The 15,536-nt window shown below is 49.3% G+C and carries 15 protein-coding genes; 3 read left to right on the forward strand and 12 right to left on the reverse strand.

From position 1 onward, the window contains the following. Positions 1 to 705, forward strand: coding sequence for an outer membrane beta-barrel protein (locus B5M13_RS03065; RefSeq protein ID WP_080054244.1), 705 nt, complete (start codon positions 1 to 3; stop codon positions 703 to 705). 69 nt (positions 706 to 774) lie between these two features. Here the strand turns inward: B5M13_RS03065 and B5M13_RS03070 are convergent, their stop codons facing one another. The 4 genes from B5M13_RS03070 to B5M13_RS03080 all read right to left on the reverse strand — a co-directional run bounded on the left by B5M13_RS03070 (position 775) and on the right by B5M13_RS03080 (position 4,727). Next, complete coding sequence (locus B5M13_RS03070) at positions 775 to 2,034, reverse strand: hypothetical protein (protein ID WP_155297171.1); 1,260 nt, start codon at positions 2,032 to 2,034, stop codon at positions 775 to 777. A 35-nt stretch (positions 2,035 to 2,069) separates the two neighbouring features. After that, positions 2,070 to 3,155: a CobW family GTP-binding protein gene (locus tag B5M13_RS03075; RefSeq protein ID WP_080054246.1), complete on the reverse strand. Its 1,086-nt coding sequence runs from the start codon at positions 3,153 to 3,155 to the stop codon at positions 2,070 to 2,072. A gap of 261 nt (positions 3,156 to 3,416) precedes the next feature. Further along, on the reverse strand, positions 3,417 to 3,581 hold the full coding sequence (locus tag B5M13_RS33240; RefSeq protein ID WP_155297172.1) for a helix-turn-helix domain-containing protein: 165 nt from the start codon (positions 3,579 to 3,581) through the stop codon (positions 3,417 to 3,419). Between the two features lie 387 nt (positions 3,582 to 3,968). Next, the gene (locus B5M13_RS03080) at positions 3,969 to 4,727 is read right to left on the reverse strand and encodes a ZIP family metal transporter (protein ID WP_080054247.1); all 759 of its coding nucleotides are present in this window, start codon (positions 4,725 to 4,727) and stop codon (positions 3,969 to 3,971) included. Between the two features lie 255 nt (positions 4,728 to 4,982). On the opposite strand from B5M13_RS03080, the gene B5M13_RS03085 reads away from it, so the two are divergent. Then, a complete protein-coding gene (locus tag B5M13_RS03085) occupies positions 4,983 to 5,609 on the forward strand; it encodes an ABC transporter ATP-binding protein (protein ID WP_080054248.1) in 627 nt (208 codons plus the stop codon). A 22-nt stretch (positions 5,610 to 5,631) separates the two neighbouring features. Then, entirely contained in the window at positions 5,632 to 6,888 is a 1,257-nt protein-coding gene (locus B5M13_RS03090) for an ABC transporter permease (protein ID WP_080054249.1), read from the forward strand. A gap of 424 nt (positions 6,889 to 7,312) precedes the next feature. Here the strand turns inward: B5M13_RS03090 and B5M13_RS03095 are convergent, their stop codons facing one another. From B5M13_RS03095 to kdpB, 8 genes are all read right to left on the reverse strand, one after another. Then, a complete protein-coding gene (locus B5M13_RS03095) occupies positions 7,313 to 9,094 on the reverse strand; it encodes an ATP-binding protein (RefSeq protein ID WP_080054250.1) in 1,782 nt (593 codons plus the stop codon). Between the two features lie 19 nt (positions 9,095 to 9,113). Further along, positions 9,114 to 10,241 (reverse strand): sensor protein KdpD, encoded by a 1,128-nt coding sequence (locus tag B5M13_RS03100; protein ID WP_080054251.1) that lies wholly within the window; start codon positions 10,239 to 10,241, stop codon positions 9,114 to 9,116. Positions 10,242 to 10,282: 41 nt separating this feature from the next. Next, a complete protein-coding gene (locus B5M13_RS03105) occupies positions 10,283 to 10,933 on the reverse strand; it encodes a DUF1648 domain-containing protein (RefSeq protein ID WP_080054252.1) in 651 nt (216 codons plus the stop codon). Positions 10,934 to 11,044: 111 nt separating this feature from the next. Beyond that, the gene (locus B5M13_RS03110) at positions 11,045 to 12,193 is read right to left on the reverse strand and encodes a porin (protein WP_080054253.1); all 1,149 of its coding nucleotides are present in this window, start codon (positions 12,191 to 12,193) and stop codon (positions 11,045 to 11,047) included. A 225-nt stretch (positions 12,194 to 12,418) separates the two neighbouring features. Continuing rightward, positions 12,419 to 12,598, reverse strand: a complete 180-nt coding sequence (locus B5M13_RS34575) for a potassium-transporting ATPase subunit KdpA (protein ID WP_080054254.1) — start codon at positions 12,596 to 12,598, stop codon at positions 12,419 to 12,421. Beyond that, a complete protein-coding gene (locus tag B5M13_RS33245; protein WP_155297173.1) occupies positions 12,588 to 12,731 on the reverse strand; it encodes a hypothetical protein in 144 nt (47 codons plus the stop codon). Before B5M13_RS33245 ends, B5M13_RS34575 begins: the two co-directional genes overlap by 11 nt. Before the next feature lie 60 nt (positions 12,732 to 12,791). Beyond that, the gene (locus B5M13_RS03120; protein ID WP_080054255.1) at positions 12,792 to 13,355 is read right to left on the reverse strand and encodes a K(+)-transporting ATPase subunit C; all 564 of its coding nucleotides are present in this window, start codon (positions 13,353 to 13,355) and stop codon (positions 12,792 to 12,794) included. Positions 13,356 to 13,420: 65 nt separating this feature from the next. After that, positions 13,421 to 15,493, reverse strand: a complete 2,073-nt coding sequence (kdpB, locus tag B5M13_RS03125; RefSeq protein ID WP_080054256.1) for a potassium-transporting ATPase subunit KdpB — start codon at positions 15,491 to 15,493, stop codon at positions 13,421 to 13,423. Between the last annotated feature and the right edge of the window lie 43 nt (positions 15,494 to 15,536).

Consider the following 15,536-nt stretch of genomic DNA (forward strand, 5'->3'; position numbering starts at 1 on the left):
ATGAAAAAACTATTATTCATAAGTCTGATTGGGCTGATAAGCTTAGCTCAGGCACAGGCTCAAAACAAACCTAACGCGTTTGTCGAAGTATTTGGTGGCATCAATACCGTTTCCGGAAATTTTAGTCAGGCCGATTATAGCAATGCCTCCTCGGGCTTTGCCAAAGCTGGGTACGTACTGGGCGTGCAGGGAGCCTTCTTTTTCGGTGGTAATCTGGGCCTGGGCGTTACGCTTTCTCAGTCCGATTACGGCGTCAATACGATGGCCCTGGCCGATGGGTATCGGGAAGATTTTGATGTCGATGAGGCTACCGTGGCCAGCAAGCATTATAAATTTAATAATCTGCTGGTCGGTCCTTATTATTCGTTTGCTTTCGGACGGGTAACACTTGACCTACGCGGGCTGGTCGGTATTTCGGCGGCTACGTTACCGGCCCTGCGCGTTGCGCTGGAAGACCAGTCAACCTTCACCCAAAATAAGGCTACGGCTACGGGCTTCGCTTACCAGGTGGGTGCTGGCCTGCGGGTTCCCATTGTGAAAAACCTGGGTTTATCGCTGCGAGCAGATTATGCAAACACCAAGCCTAAGTTTGTGGTCGCTTACGACAATATTAACAACAGTTCGGGCCGTACGATTACGGGTTATAACCAACCCGTCAGTAATATCAATGGAACGTTGGGGATTTTCTACCAGTTTGGCAAGTAATTGATAAACGCCCAATCGGTTAGCGTTAAGTAGCTGATCGATTGGGCGTACTGTAGCCTTGTACACGGCTTATCGAACTATTGAACCAGTCGAAAATGTACTGGGTTCATAGGGCTTTACCAATAAAACGGCATCATAGCCCGTAATTACCTCGAACAGTTCCGGCCCCAATTGTAGCTTCCCCTGCTTAACAGATTCTCGTAATGGAAGTAGGTTTACTAACGTCCAGGGATTGCTGGCACCTGCCTGCATGGGCTTTAACCAAACCCGTTCACTGGGCGTACAGGGGCGAGGGGCTCCCGGAGAATTCCGTTCGTCAGGTGAGCAGCAGATGATTTTTAGCGTCAATAGAGCGGTACGCTCACTCACCGCCAGCTCACCCAGGAAGTTAGCCAATGTCGAGGTACCATAATCGCTCATTAAGCCTCGTTTGGCGTGGTAAGATCCGAACCGCAGTAATACCTTCGGCTTTGGCTCTCCCAAACGCTGGGCAGACCGGTAGGCTCGTAGAAATAACTGCTTCATGATGACGCTTCGGTCGGGAGCCGGTGTACTTTCGCCCACACGTTTAAGCAGCGCATCTTTAATAAACTGAATTTCGGTTCCTGGCCGTGGGTCCAATGAGCGAAGAATGGTTAGGATATCGTTTCTGAACGGCTGTACCGAATACTGATGTGCTTCTTCAGCCGTACTTACCTGATTCAATACCTGATTGACCTGCCTATGCAGCTTCGGCTGTGAGGGTGTTAATGCTGCCAGCCGCTGGAGCAAAGGCGTTGTTTTGAATTCATAATCAAGTCCCCAGATGAAAGCGCTTTTCTGACCGGCGGGCCGGTGCTTTGCCAGCACGTTGTAAAAGCGGATGTCCTCGTCCGAGGATGGAGGGATGCTGATATTTGGTCGGCGTGGCAGAGCCGCTTGTTGAAATTGGGAAAGTGCATTGAGGTCCCTAAAACGGGCGTAGGTGTCCAATCGATTGCCTAGCCATTGCCCTGCCTCCAGAGCTACATGCTTATAGCCTACTCGAAGCAGATCAGGCCAAAGCGCACTCAGAAGATTGGGAACGGCTCGCATATCGTGTTCTTCTCCGACAAAAAAGAACTGTGCTTTATTGGCTTCCTGCCGGAGCCAATCGGCTCCTGAGCCCAGCAATTGCCCGTCAACTAGCCGAATCTCCTGCTGATTCTCCCGCACGTAGTTAGCCAGCGTTGAATCGATGGCTTGTCCAGACCCCACCGAATAAGTGATCATAACCAGTAGGAACAGGAACAGGTACTGGCAGACCTTAGTAGAAGAAAAAGGCATGGATAATCCGTCTGTTTCTGTCATTTACTGATTGTAGATTGCCGGTTAATCCGTTGAACCTATGGATTATTCCATGATAGTTTAGGGGTCGTTGGCAACTGTGTAGACTCAAAACTTGTTTTTGAGGGCTCATTGGCTAAACTTTCTTGCAGTAACAGCTCGAAACCGGCTGGTTTGAGCCACTTGCCGATAAAAACAATTCGACTGATTCGGGTTTCGTGGTCGGCCCAGTCAGCCCCTTCGGTACAAGTCATCGTTCGTCCCACCGACTGAAGAATCATCCGTTCTTTACGGTCTGCAGCGGCAATGATACCCTTCACGCGGTAAATGCCCTGACCGTGGTAGAGCAGTAACGTCATGAGTCGCTGGTATAACTGAGCCAGATCAAATGGCTCCTCGAAGCAGAAGCTCAGCGAAACAATATCCGAATGACGATAATACCGATGTGCGGGCTGGTTTTCGACCAATGGAATCGCTGCCGGACGAGATAGGATTGGGTTGGTTTTTAGAGAAAGGGGTTGAAACCTGGTGGGTTGCTTGGCACGGCTCGTTTCACGTTCGACAGTCCACAATTCCTCCAGCGGATAGGCTTTCTGATGACCGACCATCACTCTGGCCAGCGGATTGATCCCCTGCAAAAGCTGAGTCAACCGGATACCTTCCTCAGCCGATACGCCATCTATTTTAGTGAGTAGCAGTACATCACTTCCCGAAATCTGCTCGATTGCTTCGTCCGTCTGGCTTAACTGCTCCTCGATGCGTTCGGCGTCAACAACGCAAATGATGCGTTTAAGCGTGAAGCCTTGCTGTACACTAGGGAGCATGAGAAAGGGAATAGCTACGCCAGTAGGGTCGGCAATGCCCGTTGTTTCAATGATAAGTTCGTCAAAAGTAGCTTGGCGAGCTGACAGCGTTTCTAAGACCAATAGCAGATCGTCATTCAGCGAACAGCACAGACAACCATTGCTCAATTCGACCACGTCTATATCGGGCCGCAGCACCAACTGGCCATCAATAGATTCTTCACCAAACTCATTTTCAATAAGGGCGAAGCGAATTTGAGGCCGACTAGCCAACAGGGCATTCAGTAAAGTAGTTTTACCAGCTCCCAGAAAGCCCGTCAGTATAGTTACAGGTTTTGCCATGGATTTATTATCTGTTTTCGGGCAGTAAATGTCGGCAAGTATCACAGGTACCTTCCGCCAGAACCTGAATCGTATCAATGTGAAACTGACGTACAGTGTTCAGGTAGGTTTCGGGTAATTCGGGTAAGGAGATAACCGTTTCACACTGGGAGCATTTGAAATGCGGTTGTACGGTCTGGGGGGAAGCCGGAGCGTAAAAGAAGCAGCCATGCCCCTTTGAATCTACCCGTTTTTGAACCAGACCTGCTCTTATCAGTCTATTCAAAATCGGTACAGACTAACCCGGTCTAGCGCATTTCCAAAGGCGCGTTCCAGTTCCGCATGTGAATAAGCTTTGGACGATTGAATTAAAAGTTGCAGGACTTCGCTGCGAATCGGTGTGCTACGGACACCCTTACTTAGCAGCAGTTGTTCAGCTTGATTCATATGCTAGTAAAGAGTAAGAGTAGGTTGTGAATGAATTAACAGCGAACTAATTCATGCCTGGTGCAGCAAACAGGAACCATATAGTAAGGCGAACAGGCAACCGTTCCTTCCAGAATATTATTAAGTTCATATATATTATCTGCCGGTGCGGTTCAGGCGTAGCTTACCCGTAAAGCATTGCCGTTCATCCGTTTTATAACGGCGTGGAGCCCCGGCAAACTTGAGCATAACAATCGATTCGAGACCAACTCCTCCGCAGAAGAAACAGCTCGCCAGTAGATACCCATTCCAGTCCTGTAAAAAGAAGCGGTATAGGCCATCCTTTCATTGTTTTATCGGAATTCATCGGTTACCAAATCCATATGGTTCAGGGTGACTCTTGCTTACTTATTCCAGAAATTTAAGACAAATCATAATTCCCACGCCCAGCGCAATAAACAGACTTTGCCAGAGCGGAGCCTGACGGGCCGTCTGCCGATGCAGTTCGGGAATCAAATCCGTCCCAGCGATATAAATAAATCCACCAGCCGCTAGTGGCAGTGCATAAGCGGTATACCCTTCCAACCATAATCCAGTCCATAAAATAGCCCCCACGCCCAGCAGGCTCGTTGTCGCGCAAAGCAGATTATACCAGATGGCCCGGCGCACCGAATACCCTCCCCATACTAGTGTCCCGATGTCGCCAATTTCCTGGGGTAATTCATGCACGACAATGCCCAGCGTGGTTGCCCAGCCCGCTTCGGGTGAAACCAGAAAAGCACCCCCAATGAGCGTGCCGTCGATGAAATTATGAATGCCATCGCCCATCAAATTCATCGGAGCCATGGGTTTGACGGCCAGGGTTAGTACATCCAGTTGCGAATGTGCATGAGACCAGCGAACAGCTTTTTCGAGAACAAAAAAAATCAACATACTCCCTAATGTCCACTGCATGACCAGTTGCACGTTGCCAAGGCGCTCAACGGCTTCAGGCAATAAATGCAAAAAGGCATCACCCAGCAATACACCTACGGACAGACTGGCACCTAGTGGAATGACCCGGCGAAGCGAGGCCTCGGGTAAAAAATAAGCCACGCCACCTAGCAAAGCGACCAGGCAAATAAGTACCCCAGCCAGGAGTGCCTGACTACTGATTGCCGAAAGCATACCGATTCTGTAAGGCGTAAACGGATTGACTAATAAAGCCTTCAGGGTTTTCCTGACCAGGCCACAACTGGGCTATATACATACCATTCTCTTTTTAATCCAATGCAAAGCTACAGCTATTTGCAACATTGTTGCAAATAGCTGTAGCTTTTTTTATAACCGCTTGTAACGTGCAGGTGTGTAGTTGGTTAGCTGTATCGTGAAATCATTTGCAACAAGGTTGCAAAAATGATTTGTTTTTCTTAGTTTAGAGCCATGCTTACGACGCACGCACTCACCTTTGCTTACGGTTCAAACCGACAATTTACGTTTCCAGATCTGCAGTGTGGCGATAAACAGTCCCTGCTCATTCTGGGGAAATCAGGCACCGGAAAAACGACACTACTCCACCTGCTGGCTGCGCTGCTTAAACCGGTCAGTGGCTCTATACGTATCGATAAAACCGAACTTACGGAGCTGAGTCCGGCGCAAACGGCTTCCTTTCGGGCAGCACATCTGGGCATTGTTTACCAGAAACCCCATTTTGTTAGCGCGTTGACGGTAGAAGATAACCTATTGCTGGCCAATTATTTCGCGGATCGTGCTCCCAAGCCAGCCAGGGCGCACCGGCTGGCTGGCCAGTTAGGTCTTCAGGAGCACCTGACCAAAAAAACGAGTCAACTCAGTCAGGGGGAACAGCAGCGGCTAAGTCTGGCCAGAGCACTGATGAACGAACCGTCGATTATTCTGGCCGATGAGCCTACGTCCAGTCTGGATGATGAGAATTGTAACCGGGTCATCGGGCTTCTACGGGAACAATCTGAACAGGCTGGCTCCAGCCTGATTGTGGTGACGCACGATGCCCGATTGAAAACCCAGTTTATGAATCAGGTATTGCTGTAAGTCTTTCTAACTCTTCCTTCCCATGAATTTAGTTCGCATTAGCTGGGCCAACCTGCGCGATAAGCCGCTTAGCAGTTTTCTAAGTGGCCTGTTGATGACACTGGGTATTACCATCATCTCGTTGTTGTTACTGCTCAATGACAAGTTGGAAGATCAGTTTACTAAAAATGCTAAGGGCGTCGATATGGTGCTGGGCGCCAAGGGCAGCCCGTTGCAACTGATCCTGTCGAGCATCTACCAGATCGATGCGCCGACGGGTAATATTCCGCTGGCCGAAGCCCAGCAGTTAACCCGCAATCCGATGGTCAAAACGGCCATTCCGTTGGCCATGGGCGACAACTACCAGTCTTTTCGCATTGTTGGCACCAATCACACCTACCTAACGCATTATGGGGCAACCGTAGGGCAGGGGAGGCTATTCACTAAATCCCTGGAAGTAGTTGTGGGGACTCGTGTCGCCCAGGTGACGGGGTTAAAAATTGGTGATCAGTTTTACGGTTCGCACGGGATGGATGCTGGAGGTGATGTGCATAAAGACAAATCGTATCGGGTCGTAGGCCTGCTAAACCCCAGCAATTCGGTCGTTGATGGCTTGATTCTTACACCCATTGCCAGCGTCTGGGCCGTTCATGAGCATGGCGAAGCGCAAACCGATGAAGCCCATGCTGACCAGGAAGCCGCACCGGCACCGGTGCCAGAGAGCGACGGCCCGACTGATCGCGACCCGACCGAAAAATCCCGTGAGATTACCAGCATGCTCATTCAGTTTCGCAATCCGCTGGGCATGATGCTGGCGAGGGGTATCAACAGTAACTCCAAATTGCAGGCGGCTTTACCGGCCATTGAGATCAACAGACTCTTCTCATTACTGGGCGTAGGGGTGGATACATTGCGATATCTGGCCCTGGCCATTATGGTGATTTCCGGAATTAGTGTTTTTGTTTCGCTGTATAATTCCTTGAAGGAACGGAAATACGAAATGGCGTTGATGTTGTCGATGGGGGCTACACGGACGCAGTTGTTTGGTATGTTGTTGCTGGAAGGGCTTGCTCTGTCGCTGATCGGGTTTCTACTCGGCGTTGTCCTGAGCCGAATCGGACTGGCACTATTTTCGGCAGGTATTGCCCAGGAATTCCACTATAGTTTAACCGGTTTTCGGTTGTTACCTCAGGAATGGCTATTACTGGTAGCTGCTGTAGGCATTGGTCTGCTGGCGGCTGCGTTGCCTGCCATTGGCGTCTACCGGATGAACATTTCACAAACGCTGGCCGAAGAGTAAGGTGATCATTTTTTCCAGGCCGCTTTTACCCAGCTGTGGTTGTTAAAAACCAATGGCTCAACTTAGATGATTACAGACGACGACCTTTATATCAGTCTGGCAGTGTGATTGCACCTGGTTTTATAAAACAGGCACTTGGCTATTTATTAAGTTCGGTTAGCATTGGTTGGATAACATAAGCCGTCATCGTTGAACGCTATGAGCCTGCATGTAGATCTGAGGCAGGTGTTGTATATGCATACCCGGAATAGTCGACGGGTTTCATTCCTCATTATGGACAAGTACTGAACCGTACATAGTCATTCAGTAGACTAATTGAGTGATGTAATGATCGGCCGATGAGAACCGGAGGTCTCTGAGCATTTCATACTGTTTCAACCACCCTAAATAAAGCTCCGATTCCAATCAGGTTAAGTCATAGGGGTCAGGCGATTGCCAGCCGAAAGTAAAACGAAGCTCCCGGTGATTCGCCTGAATGTATACCGATCTGTCCACCCATGGCTAGAATAAATTCTTTTGAAATAGCCAACCCTAATCCCGTCCCGCTAAACTGACCATTGAGGCCTGGGGCTTTAAAATACCGATCAAAGACGAGTTCGTGGTGTTCGGCTCGTAAGCCCGGTCCGTAATCACGAACGGTGAATTCGACCTGATCGCTAACACGACAGGCCATAATGTCAACAGGCGACTGGTCATGGCTGTGCCGGATAGCATTGGACAGAAAATTGATTAAGACCCAGGAAGCTTTGTCAGGATCAGCTTTAACAAAAGGCAAATCAGGCGACAGCTTCAGAACAAACCGAATTTGTTTCTGCTCGGCCTGCGTTTTTAAAGCCTTGGAAGCCACCTCTATTAAATGAGATGGATTGACAGATTGCATCTGAAGTTGGATTTGGCCGGATTCGACCTGGGCCATATTCAGCAGTTCACCGGTTAAGCGAAGTAATCGATCGGTATTTTCCTCGATATGAGTGACCATTTCCTGTTGTTCGCTTTTTAAAGTGCCAAGCCGTCTATCCTTTAGGAGTTTGAGGCTCATTTTGATGGCTGAGATTGGGGTTTTCAATTCATGGGAGACCGTGGCGATAAAATTCGTTTTGGCCAGATCCAATTCTTTGAAGGAAGTAATATTTAACAGCACAATGACATAGCCTGCCTGAACGGGCTCAGATTCCCCGGTTGGGACTACCTCAACCGTATGGATCTCTTTAGAGTAAAAACTTTCTTTCCCTTTTTCATTAAGGCCAGGATCATAAATTTTTAAGAGACTCGCTCCCGGCACCGTCTGACGCGATTCTGCTTTTAATGGGGTTTGAGTGGCCTCCGTGTCTATCATTATATCCTGTATGAGCGAACGCAACAGATCGTTGGAAGTTGCTACATCGGGAGCGTACTGGCCGATAAGCTTTCCTCGCTCAACACCCAGTAAACGCTCAGCCACCGGATTGATAAACAGGATTCGGCGCTTCTCGTCCAGCCCAATGATGCCCTCGCTCATAATCTCGATCAAGGTGTCAATGCGTTTTTTCTCGAACAGAAGCTTAGCCACATTTGAGTGTTCAAATTCATAGAGCTTTTGGGCCATCGAATTAAACGAGCGGGCCAGTTCTCCAAATTCATCACTGGACCGAAAATGCAGGCGCTCTTCAAAGTGTCGGTCGGTAATCCGTTTGATTCCCTGGGTCAGTTCCTTGATGGGGCCGGCGATATAATACGGAATATTGATTACGAACGAAAACACGACCAGAAAACAGAATGTACCAATCGTACCCAGCCAGAGTAACGCATTTTTTGCCGTTTTTTCGGCCGTATTGCTTTTGCGGACAATGGCCTGTCGGTTCAAATCTTCAATAGTAAACAAATGCTGCTGGATTCGTTTGATCGTCGGAGCATCAACAGCTCCCGCTCGTAACCGATTAAACTCCCGACGAACAGCTCGGGTATTCTCGCCCTCGCCGACCTCGGTCAGATTAGCCTCCTGCTTTTTTAAGTTCGTCTCAAAGTCGTTTAGCGCATCGGGATCGTCCAGCGAGACTAAAGCTTTCTGCATGTTGCTGACAAACTCCAGGGAAATGTAGTTGTCTTTCAGAATCGCTTTCGAATCGTTAGCCAACTGGTTCAGATAAAATGCCCCCAGTCCTCCTAGTACCAGAATAATACCGAAGAGGAAAACGAATGAGAGTGATACTTTGGTTTTAAGGGTCATTAGCTGTTGCGTTTCAAGGTTAGGAAAGAATGATCAAGTCTGTATCCGACTCGGAAAGCCGGTTGAGCAGCTGGTTAAAGGCAAAGGTTCGTAAAATGATTTGAATCAGATTAAAATGGGGTTTGCCGATGCAGACCGTCGTAACGTTTCGTTGCTTCACTTCTTCCATCAGGCAACTGACGACATTGCTTCCTTTTGCCTGGATGACTTCCGCACCTAATTCCGTAGCTAGCTTTAAATTATTGATCAGATGGCGTTGCAGATCTAGCCGTATCCGATCCGGCGACTCATCAGGCGTTTGCACATAGAGTACATACCAGCGGGAATTGTAATAAGCCGCTAGCCGGGCTGTTTTGCGAATCACTCGACGGGCCACTTCCGGGTTTGAGCTAATACTGGCCAGAAACCGTTCCGACTTTGCCTGCAAATTCGCTGGCAAACTCGTCTCGATTTTTCGCTCGACCGCTGATGCCACTTCGCGGAGGGCCAGTTCGCGGAGGTGTAAGATCTTTTCGGCTTGGAAAAAATTCGTCAGGGCGGTTTGCACCTTTGCCGGATCATAGATTTTCCCTTCTTTGAGCCGGGTAATTAATTCATCAGCCGTCAGGTCGATATTGACGACTTCATCAGCCATTTGTAGCACCCGATCTGGTACGCGCTCGGTCACATCAATGTTCGTAATTTCATGGACTTCATCGTATAGACTCTCAATATGCTGGATATTGACCGCCGAGATGACACTGATCCCTGCATCCAGAATTTCCAGTACATCCTGCCATCGTTTTTCATTTTTGGAGCCGGGAATATTCGTATGGGCCAGTTCATCGACAATAGCGATTTCGGGATGGGTATTGATAACCGTCTGCACGTCCATCTCCTCCAGCTCGCGACCTTTGTAAAACAGCTTTCGTCGGGGGATGATGGGAAGACCTTCTATTAAGGCATGCGTTTCAACTCGGTTATGAGTTTCGATAAATCCGATTTTAACGTCAATGCCACTTCGCAAAAGGGCATGCGCTTCCTGAAGCATACGGTAGGATTTACCTACCCCAGCGCTCATGCCAATATAAATCTTAAACTTACCCCGGCGCGATTCCTGGATAAGTCGAAGAAACTGTTCCGCCGATTGATCTCGTTCGTCAGCCATTAATCAGATTGGGAGTGAATGATAGTATCATGCAACTAAAGTTAATCATCGTTTCGACGCAGGTAAATGGAAAGACCCGCTAAACCAACTACGGCGAGCAGGTTAGCCAGAATACCCACCGACCATCGGTCCTGACCGGGAACAAATACCATGATCAGAACGGCCAGCAAATTAACCCGCACGGTCACTAATCTCGATAGCATATGCATCCGCTGGCGGTTGGCCAGTTGCCTGACCAGGGTCAGGTTAACGAAGTGCGGCTCTTTTTGCTCCAGAGGCAGATCAGGGGGCACACTATAGTAAACAAGGCCACTGCCAAGCAGAAAAAACAATACGGGTGTCCATTGCTGATAAAGCGATACGCCCCACACTCCCTGCGCGATCAGTAGAAACGAAACCCCTGTCAAAAATCCGGCCGTGAGTAGACAGAGGATGACGCGTTGTTTGGCACGAAGATTCTGTTGACGATTGGCCCAGTACATAAAAAACCTTCGAAGTAGGTTCAACAAAAATAACGACCAGACCAAGTTGGTTAGCCATTGTTGACGGGTGCCGAACTGATCGGCCTGGCCATGCTCATCAAAATGCAGGGGTAACCGATCTGGCAGCCGATTCCAGACGAGTGCAATGGCCAGAATCGGCAAGCCAGTCAGCGCATAACTCAGCAGTTGGACTTTCAACTTAATAGACATGGTAAAAAGGCCAGGGTTTAGCAGTACCGGGTAATGGCAAGATCAGTGATAAGAAATGCGCTCATGTCAGTTGTCTTACCACTGATCTAGACTTTACTATGAATCAAGTAGTCAGAAAGAAACGGCTAAACTGGTTGTCAGCGACGTATTACTACGGCCAAAACCACTCGTTGTTTCAAAAATGGCGTCTTTGCTATTGTACACTTTGCCTTCGATTCGAAAGAGCGCATTGGGCAGGATCGCGTAATCATAGTTGAGCGAATACCCCCAGGTCTGGAATCCGTTTGGGGTGCCAGTGGCGATGATGACCCCGTTTTTATCATCGTAGTATTCAATCCGGCCAGCCAAATAGCTTTTCTCACTCGTTGCCAGACGAGCAATAATTACTGGCGAATACCATACATACGAGCCATTACCTGCCCGGCGATCACCGCTAACGATAGGTTTACGATCCGAACCAATATCGAAGCCCAGGATCACCCCGAACTTGCCCGCTGGGTTAATGATGGCGTAGAAATTATTAAAGAAGCGGCCCTGTTTCAGCGAATCCGGGCGGTCTGAACCAACAAACGTACTCCAGTTTAGTGTCAATGTTGAGGAAGGTCTATATTGCACCTGCGTACTGACCGATGGACCACTATAGTCAGGCAGTTTAGCAATTCGCTGCCAGCCATTTAGTACTGATCCCAACAGGGTCCATTTGCCATTCGACGAGTTATACGTCAGTTTGGCACCCGATAAGTAATAGGGCGAGTTTTCTGCCAGCATACTCCTCGTTAGTGTCCAGCAATCTTTGGAGATGGCGCTTTCAAAACCAATGTGCGACGAGAAGATACCAGCATCCAGCCATAGATCCTTCTTGCCACTGAGTTTAACGCCCGCATTGGCTTCAAAAATGTTTTTTACCAGAGCCTGCTCAGCTGCGTAGTTGTATTGCGCATACGTACCGACCTGAAGCGCCAGATTAGCCCGAACGCGCTCACCTGCGTAAGCACCTTTGATAAACGCCAGATTGACGTTTACCTCCCGGTTTCGTTTATGATTATAAATGAAACCGGGGCGTTCCTGTACCGTTTTAGGGGCGGTGAAATCGTGAGCATAATACGCTTCAATGTAGCCCGACAGGGTTAGCCCCGAGTTAGGCGCTATGGTCGACTGGGCCTGGGTTGGGGCAGATGTCGTCGTTGTGTCCGTAGTCTGGGCCAGCGATGTGGTCAATACACCAGCCATAAAGGCTGATGTCGAAAAAAATGTTTTCATAATTGTGTTTTTGTTGTACTCAAGTTGTTGATCCTGCTCGACGCTTGTGGTAGAACAGGAAGGCATTGATGAAAATCAGGGTAGGTTACCCTGGGTTAAAAACTCAGCGATTGGCCCAATTGCCGGGGTCCCGATAATAAAGATGATAGCCGGCCGTCAATAGCAGTCCGATTGTCCATGACTCGGTAGGCAACACGCCGGTAGTGGGTGGTGTATAGTGCTTTTTCACACAGGAGTCTGCCAATACACCGCCACGACAACAGCAAGACTCGTTCCCGCTGACACAAACAGCAGAAAAGTCTGTACTGCCATTTGAATGAAGTAAGTTGCCCCACTATCTCCAGAATAAGGCTGAAGGTTTGTGTTGGTCAGAAAGTTAATAGCCGTATGGATGCTACTGTCCATTCCAAGGATGGAATAGTTCCGACTGTGGGTTCGGCTCGTCTTTAAACACGCGAGTCATGTAGCGCCTAACTACGACGGCCAGCCCGACAGCAAGGCCAAACAAGCCTTCAAGCCCTATATACTGCGTTATCATACTGCTGTCTGATTGACGAACCGGTCAGCCCGGTTATCAACCGGACTGACTGGCAATCGCTTACTTTAGTTGGTCGAGCGCTACGTTGAGCGCTAATACGTTCACTTTGGCGGGCCCAAAAATACCCAGCAATGGCCCTTCCGTATGCTGATCAACGAGTTGATTCAATCGCTCCGCCGAGATATTCCGCACTTTGGCAATGCGGGCTACCTGAATTTTGGCTCCCGCAGGCGATAAGTCCGGGTCTAACCCCGAGCCGGAAGCGGTTACCAGTTCAGCCGGGATGTCAGCCTTATTTACACCGGGATTATGAACCAGGAACGTATCGATACGCGCCTGAACGGTTTTCAGATAGTCCGGGTTAGACGGTCCTTTGTTGGAGCCTCCCGACCCGGCCGCGTTATACTCTACCGCCGACGGACGGGAATTAAAATAGCGGTCCTGCGTAAATTTCTGGCCAACCTGAGCATAGCCAACGACCCGCCCATTCGCGGTAATGGTGACACCATCGCCCCCGCCAGGAGCCAGTTTGGCAATGCCTGCGACGACAAGTGGATAGATTACAGACAGCAGTACCAGTAATACCAGCGTTAGGCGCAAGGCCGGTCCAATATGAGCTTTCATTTTTATATGATTTTGGGGTAGCGCCCAGCTTTTTGCCCGATAAGCGCTACGGTAAGTGAGACAAACTAAAGAAATAAGCCAACGATCAAATCCAATAGCTTAATGCCGATAAATGGCGCTATCAGACCGCCAAAACCATAAATAAACAGGTTCCGACGTAGCAAAGCCGAGGCTCCGATGGGTTTATATTCTACCCCCCGCAGTGCCAGGGGAATTAACATCGGAATGATGATGGCATTGAAAATAACCGCCGATAGTATCGCTGATTCAGGGCTATGGAGCCGCATCAGATTTAAGCTTTGCAGCGCTGGAATGCTGGCCACAAACAGGGCTGGAACAATGGCGAAGTATTTGGCTACATCGTTGGCAATACTAAACGTCGTTAGCGTGCCCCGCGTGATGAGCAGTTGTTTGCCAATTTCAACGACTTCAATAAGTTTGGTCGGGTCATTGTCCAGATCCACCATATTACCCGCTTCCTTAGCGGCCTGCGTTCCCGAGTTCATGGCTACGCCCACATCAGCCTGCGCCAGCGCAGGCGCGTCGTTGGTCCCATCACCCATCATTGCCACCAGCTTACCACCGGTCTGCTCTTTGCGGATGTACTGCATTTTGTCTTCCGGTTTAGCTTCGGCGATGAAGTCATCGACGCCCGCTTTGTTCGCAATGAACTTGGCCGTCAACGGATTGTCGCCGGTTACCATCACCGTTTTTACACCCATTTTGCGAAGTCGCTCGAATCGCTCGGCAATGCCCGGTTTAATGATATCCTGTAATTCAACAACACCTTTTACCTCTTCATTTTCAATAACGACTAACGGCGTTCCCCCGTTCGCTGCAATTTTGTTGGCTGTCGCTTCCACTTCGGCCGGAAACGGATTCCCAGCCCGTTGAACAATAGCTCGTATAGAGTCGACAGCTCCTTTTCGAATCCGAACCACGCCACCATTCGCCTGACCATTAATTGGCAGATCGATACCCGACGAGCGTGTTTCGGCGGTGAATTTGATCAGCTTAGCGCCGTTCATATTCAAATTGCGCGTGACTTCCGTTCCTGCCAGTTCGACAATCGACTTTCCTTCCGGCGTATCATCGGCCAGCGAACTCAGCGCTGCAATTCGCACCATGTCAGCCTGTTTGATACCTGGGGCAGGATAGAAATTGGTTGCTTTCCGGTTGCCAATAGTGATCGTTCCCGTTTTATCGAGTAGCAACGTATCGACATCACCCGCTGTTTCCACCGCCCGACCCGATTTGGCAATGACGTTAGCCCGTAAAGCCCGGTCCATACCTGCAATCCCAATGGCTGATAACAACCCACCGATGGTCGTCGGAATCAAACAAACGAACAGCGAGATTAACGCGGCTATTGTAATGGGCGTATTGGCATAATCGGCAAAGGGTTTCAGACTTACGCAGACGATAATGAAAATTAGCGTAAAACTGGCCAGTAATATGGTTAAAGCGATTTCGTTGGGTGTTTTCTGGCGTGATGCCCCTTCAACCAAGGCAATCATCTTATCCAGAAACGACTCCCCCGGCTGTGTGGTAACAACTACTTTGATTTTGTCGGAGAGTACCTTGGTCCCCCCTGTGACTGACGATTTATCGCCCCCCGCTTCGCGAATCACCGGTGCTGACTCCCCCGTGATGGCTGACTCGTCGATGGTCGCCAGGCCTTCGATAATTTCACCGTCGGAAGGGATAATGTCTCCCGCTTCGCAGAGGAATACATCCCCTTTTTGGAGTTGAGCGGACGAAATGGTTTGAATTTCGTCCAGTTTCATGTTCCCAACCGGCCGAATGACTTTAGCCGGTGTTTCCTGACGGGTTTTACGGAGTGATTCTGCTTGTGCCTTGCCGCGCGCTTCGGCGATGGCTTCGGCGAAGTTGGCGAACAGGATCGTCAGCAGCAGTATTGCCGTAATGATAATATTGTAGCTCAGCGTGCCTTGAGTCGTATCGCCCGAAAGCGCAATGTAAATTGACACCACAAGCATAATGAACGTACCGACTTCGACGGTAAACATCACCGGATTTTTAATAAGCTGTACCGGATTCAGCTTGGTAAATGACGCTTTTATTGCGGACCCCACTAGTTCACCCTGGAACAGTGACGGGGATTGTTGCTTTGCCATAGTAATTAATAAATATCCGTTATCGGTAAGCCTGTTCGATGGA

This window comes from Spirosoma aerolatum (assembly GCF_002056795.1).
In the GTDB taxonomy this organism is placed as follows: domain Bacteria; phylum Bacteroidota; class Bacteroidia; order Cytophagales; family Spirosomataceae; genus Spirosoma; species Spirosoma aerolatum.

Coding starts and splice junctions, on each gene's coding strand:
- B5M13_RS03085 (WP_080054248.1), top strand. CDS start 4,983: ATGCTTACGACGCACGCACTCACCTTTGCTTACGGTTCAAACCGACAA.
- B5M13_RS03065 (WP_080054244.1), top strand. CDS start 1: ATGAAAAAACTATTATTCATAAGTCTGATTGGGCTGATAAGCTTAGCT.
- B5M13_RS03095 (WP_080054250.1), bottom strand. CDS start 9,094: ATGACCCTTAAAACCAAAGTATCACTCTCATTCGTTTTCCTCTTCGGT.
- B5M13_RS03080 (WP_080054247.1), bottom strand. CDS start 4,727: ATGCTTTCGGCAATCAGTAGTCAGGCACTCCTGGCTGGGGTACTTATT.
- B5M13_RS03100 (WP_080054251.1), bottom strand. CDS start 10,241: ATGGCTGACGAACGAGATCAATCGGCGGAACAGTTTCTTCGACTTATC.
- B5M13_RS03075 (WP_080054246.1), bottom strand. CDS start 3,155: ATGGCAAAACCTGTAACTATACTGACGGGCTTTCTGGGAGCTGGTAAA.
- B5M13_RS03120 (WP_080054255.1), bottom strand. CDS start 13,355: ATGAAAGCTCATATTGGACCGGCCTTGCGCCTAACGCTGGTATTACTG.
- B5M13_RS03110 (WP_080054253.1), bottom strand. CDS start 12,193: ATGAAAACATTTTTTTCGACATCAGCCTTTATGGCTGGTGTATTGACC.
- B5M13_RS03070 (WP_155297171.1), bottom strand. CDS start 2,034: ATGACAGAAACAGACGGATTATCCATGCCTTTTTCTTCTACTAAGGTC.
- B5M13_RS33245 (WP_155297173.1), bottom strand. CDS start 12,731: ATGATAACGCAGTATATAGGGCTTGAAGGCTTGTTTGGCCTTGCTGTC.
- B5M13_RS03090 (WP_080054249.1), top strand. CDS start 5,632: ATGAATTTAGTTCGCATTAGCTGGGCCAACCTGCGCGATAAGCCGCTT.
- B5M13_RS03105 (WP_080054252.1), bottom strand. CDS start 10,933: ATGTCTATTAAGTTGAAAGTCCAACTGCTGAGTTATGCGCTGACTGGC.
- kdpB (WP_080054256.1), bottom strand. CDS start 15,493: ATGGCAAAGCAACAATCCCCGTCACTGTTCCAGGGTGAACTAGTGGGG.
- B5M13_RS34575 (WP_080054254.1), bottom strand. CDS start 12,598: ATGGACAGTAGCATCCATACGGCTATTAACTTTCTGACCAACACAAAC.
- B5M13_RS33240 (WP_155297172.1), bottom strand. CDS start 3,581: ATGAATCAAGCTGAACAACTGCTGCTAAGTAAGGGTGTCCGTAGCACA.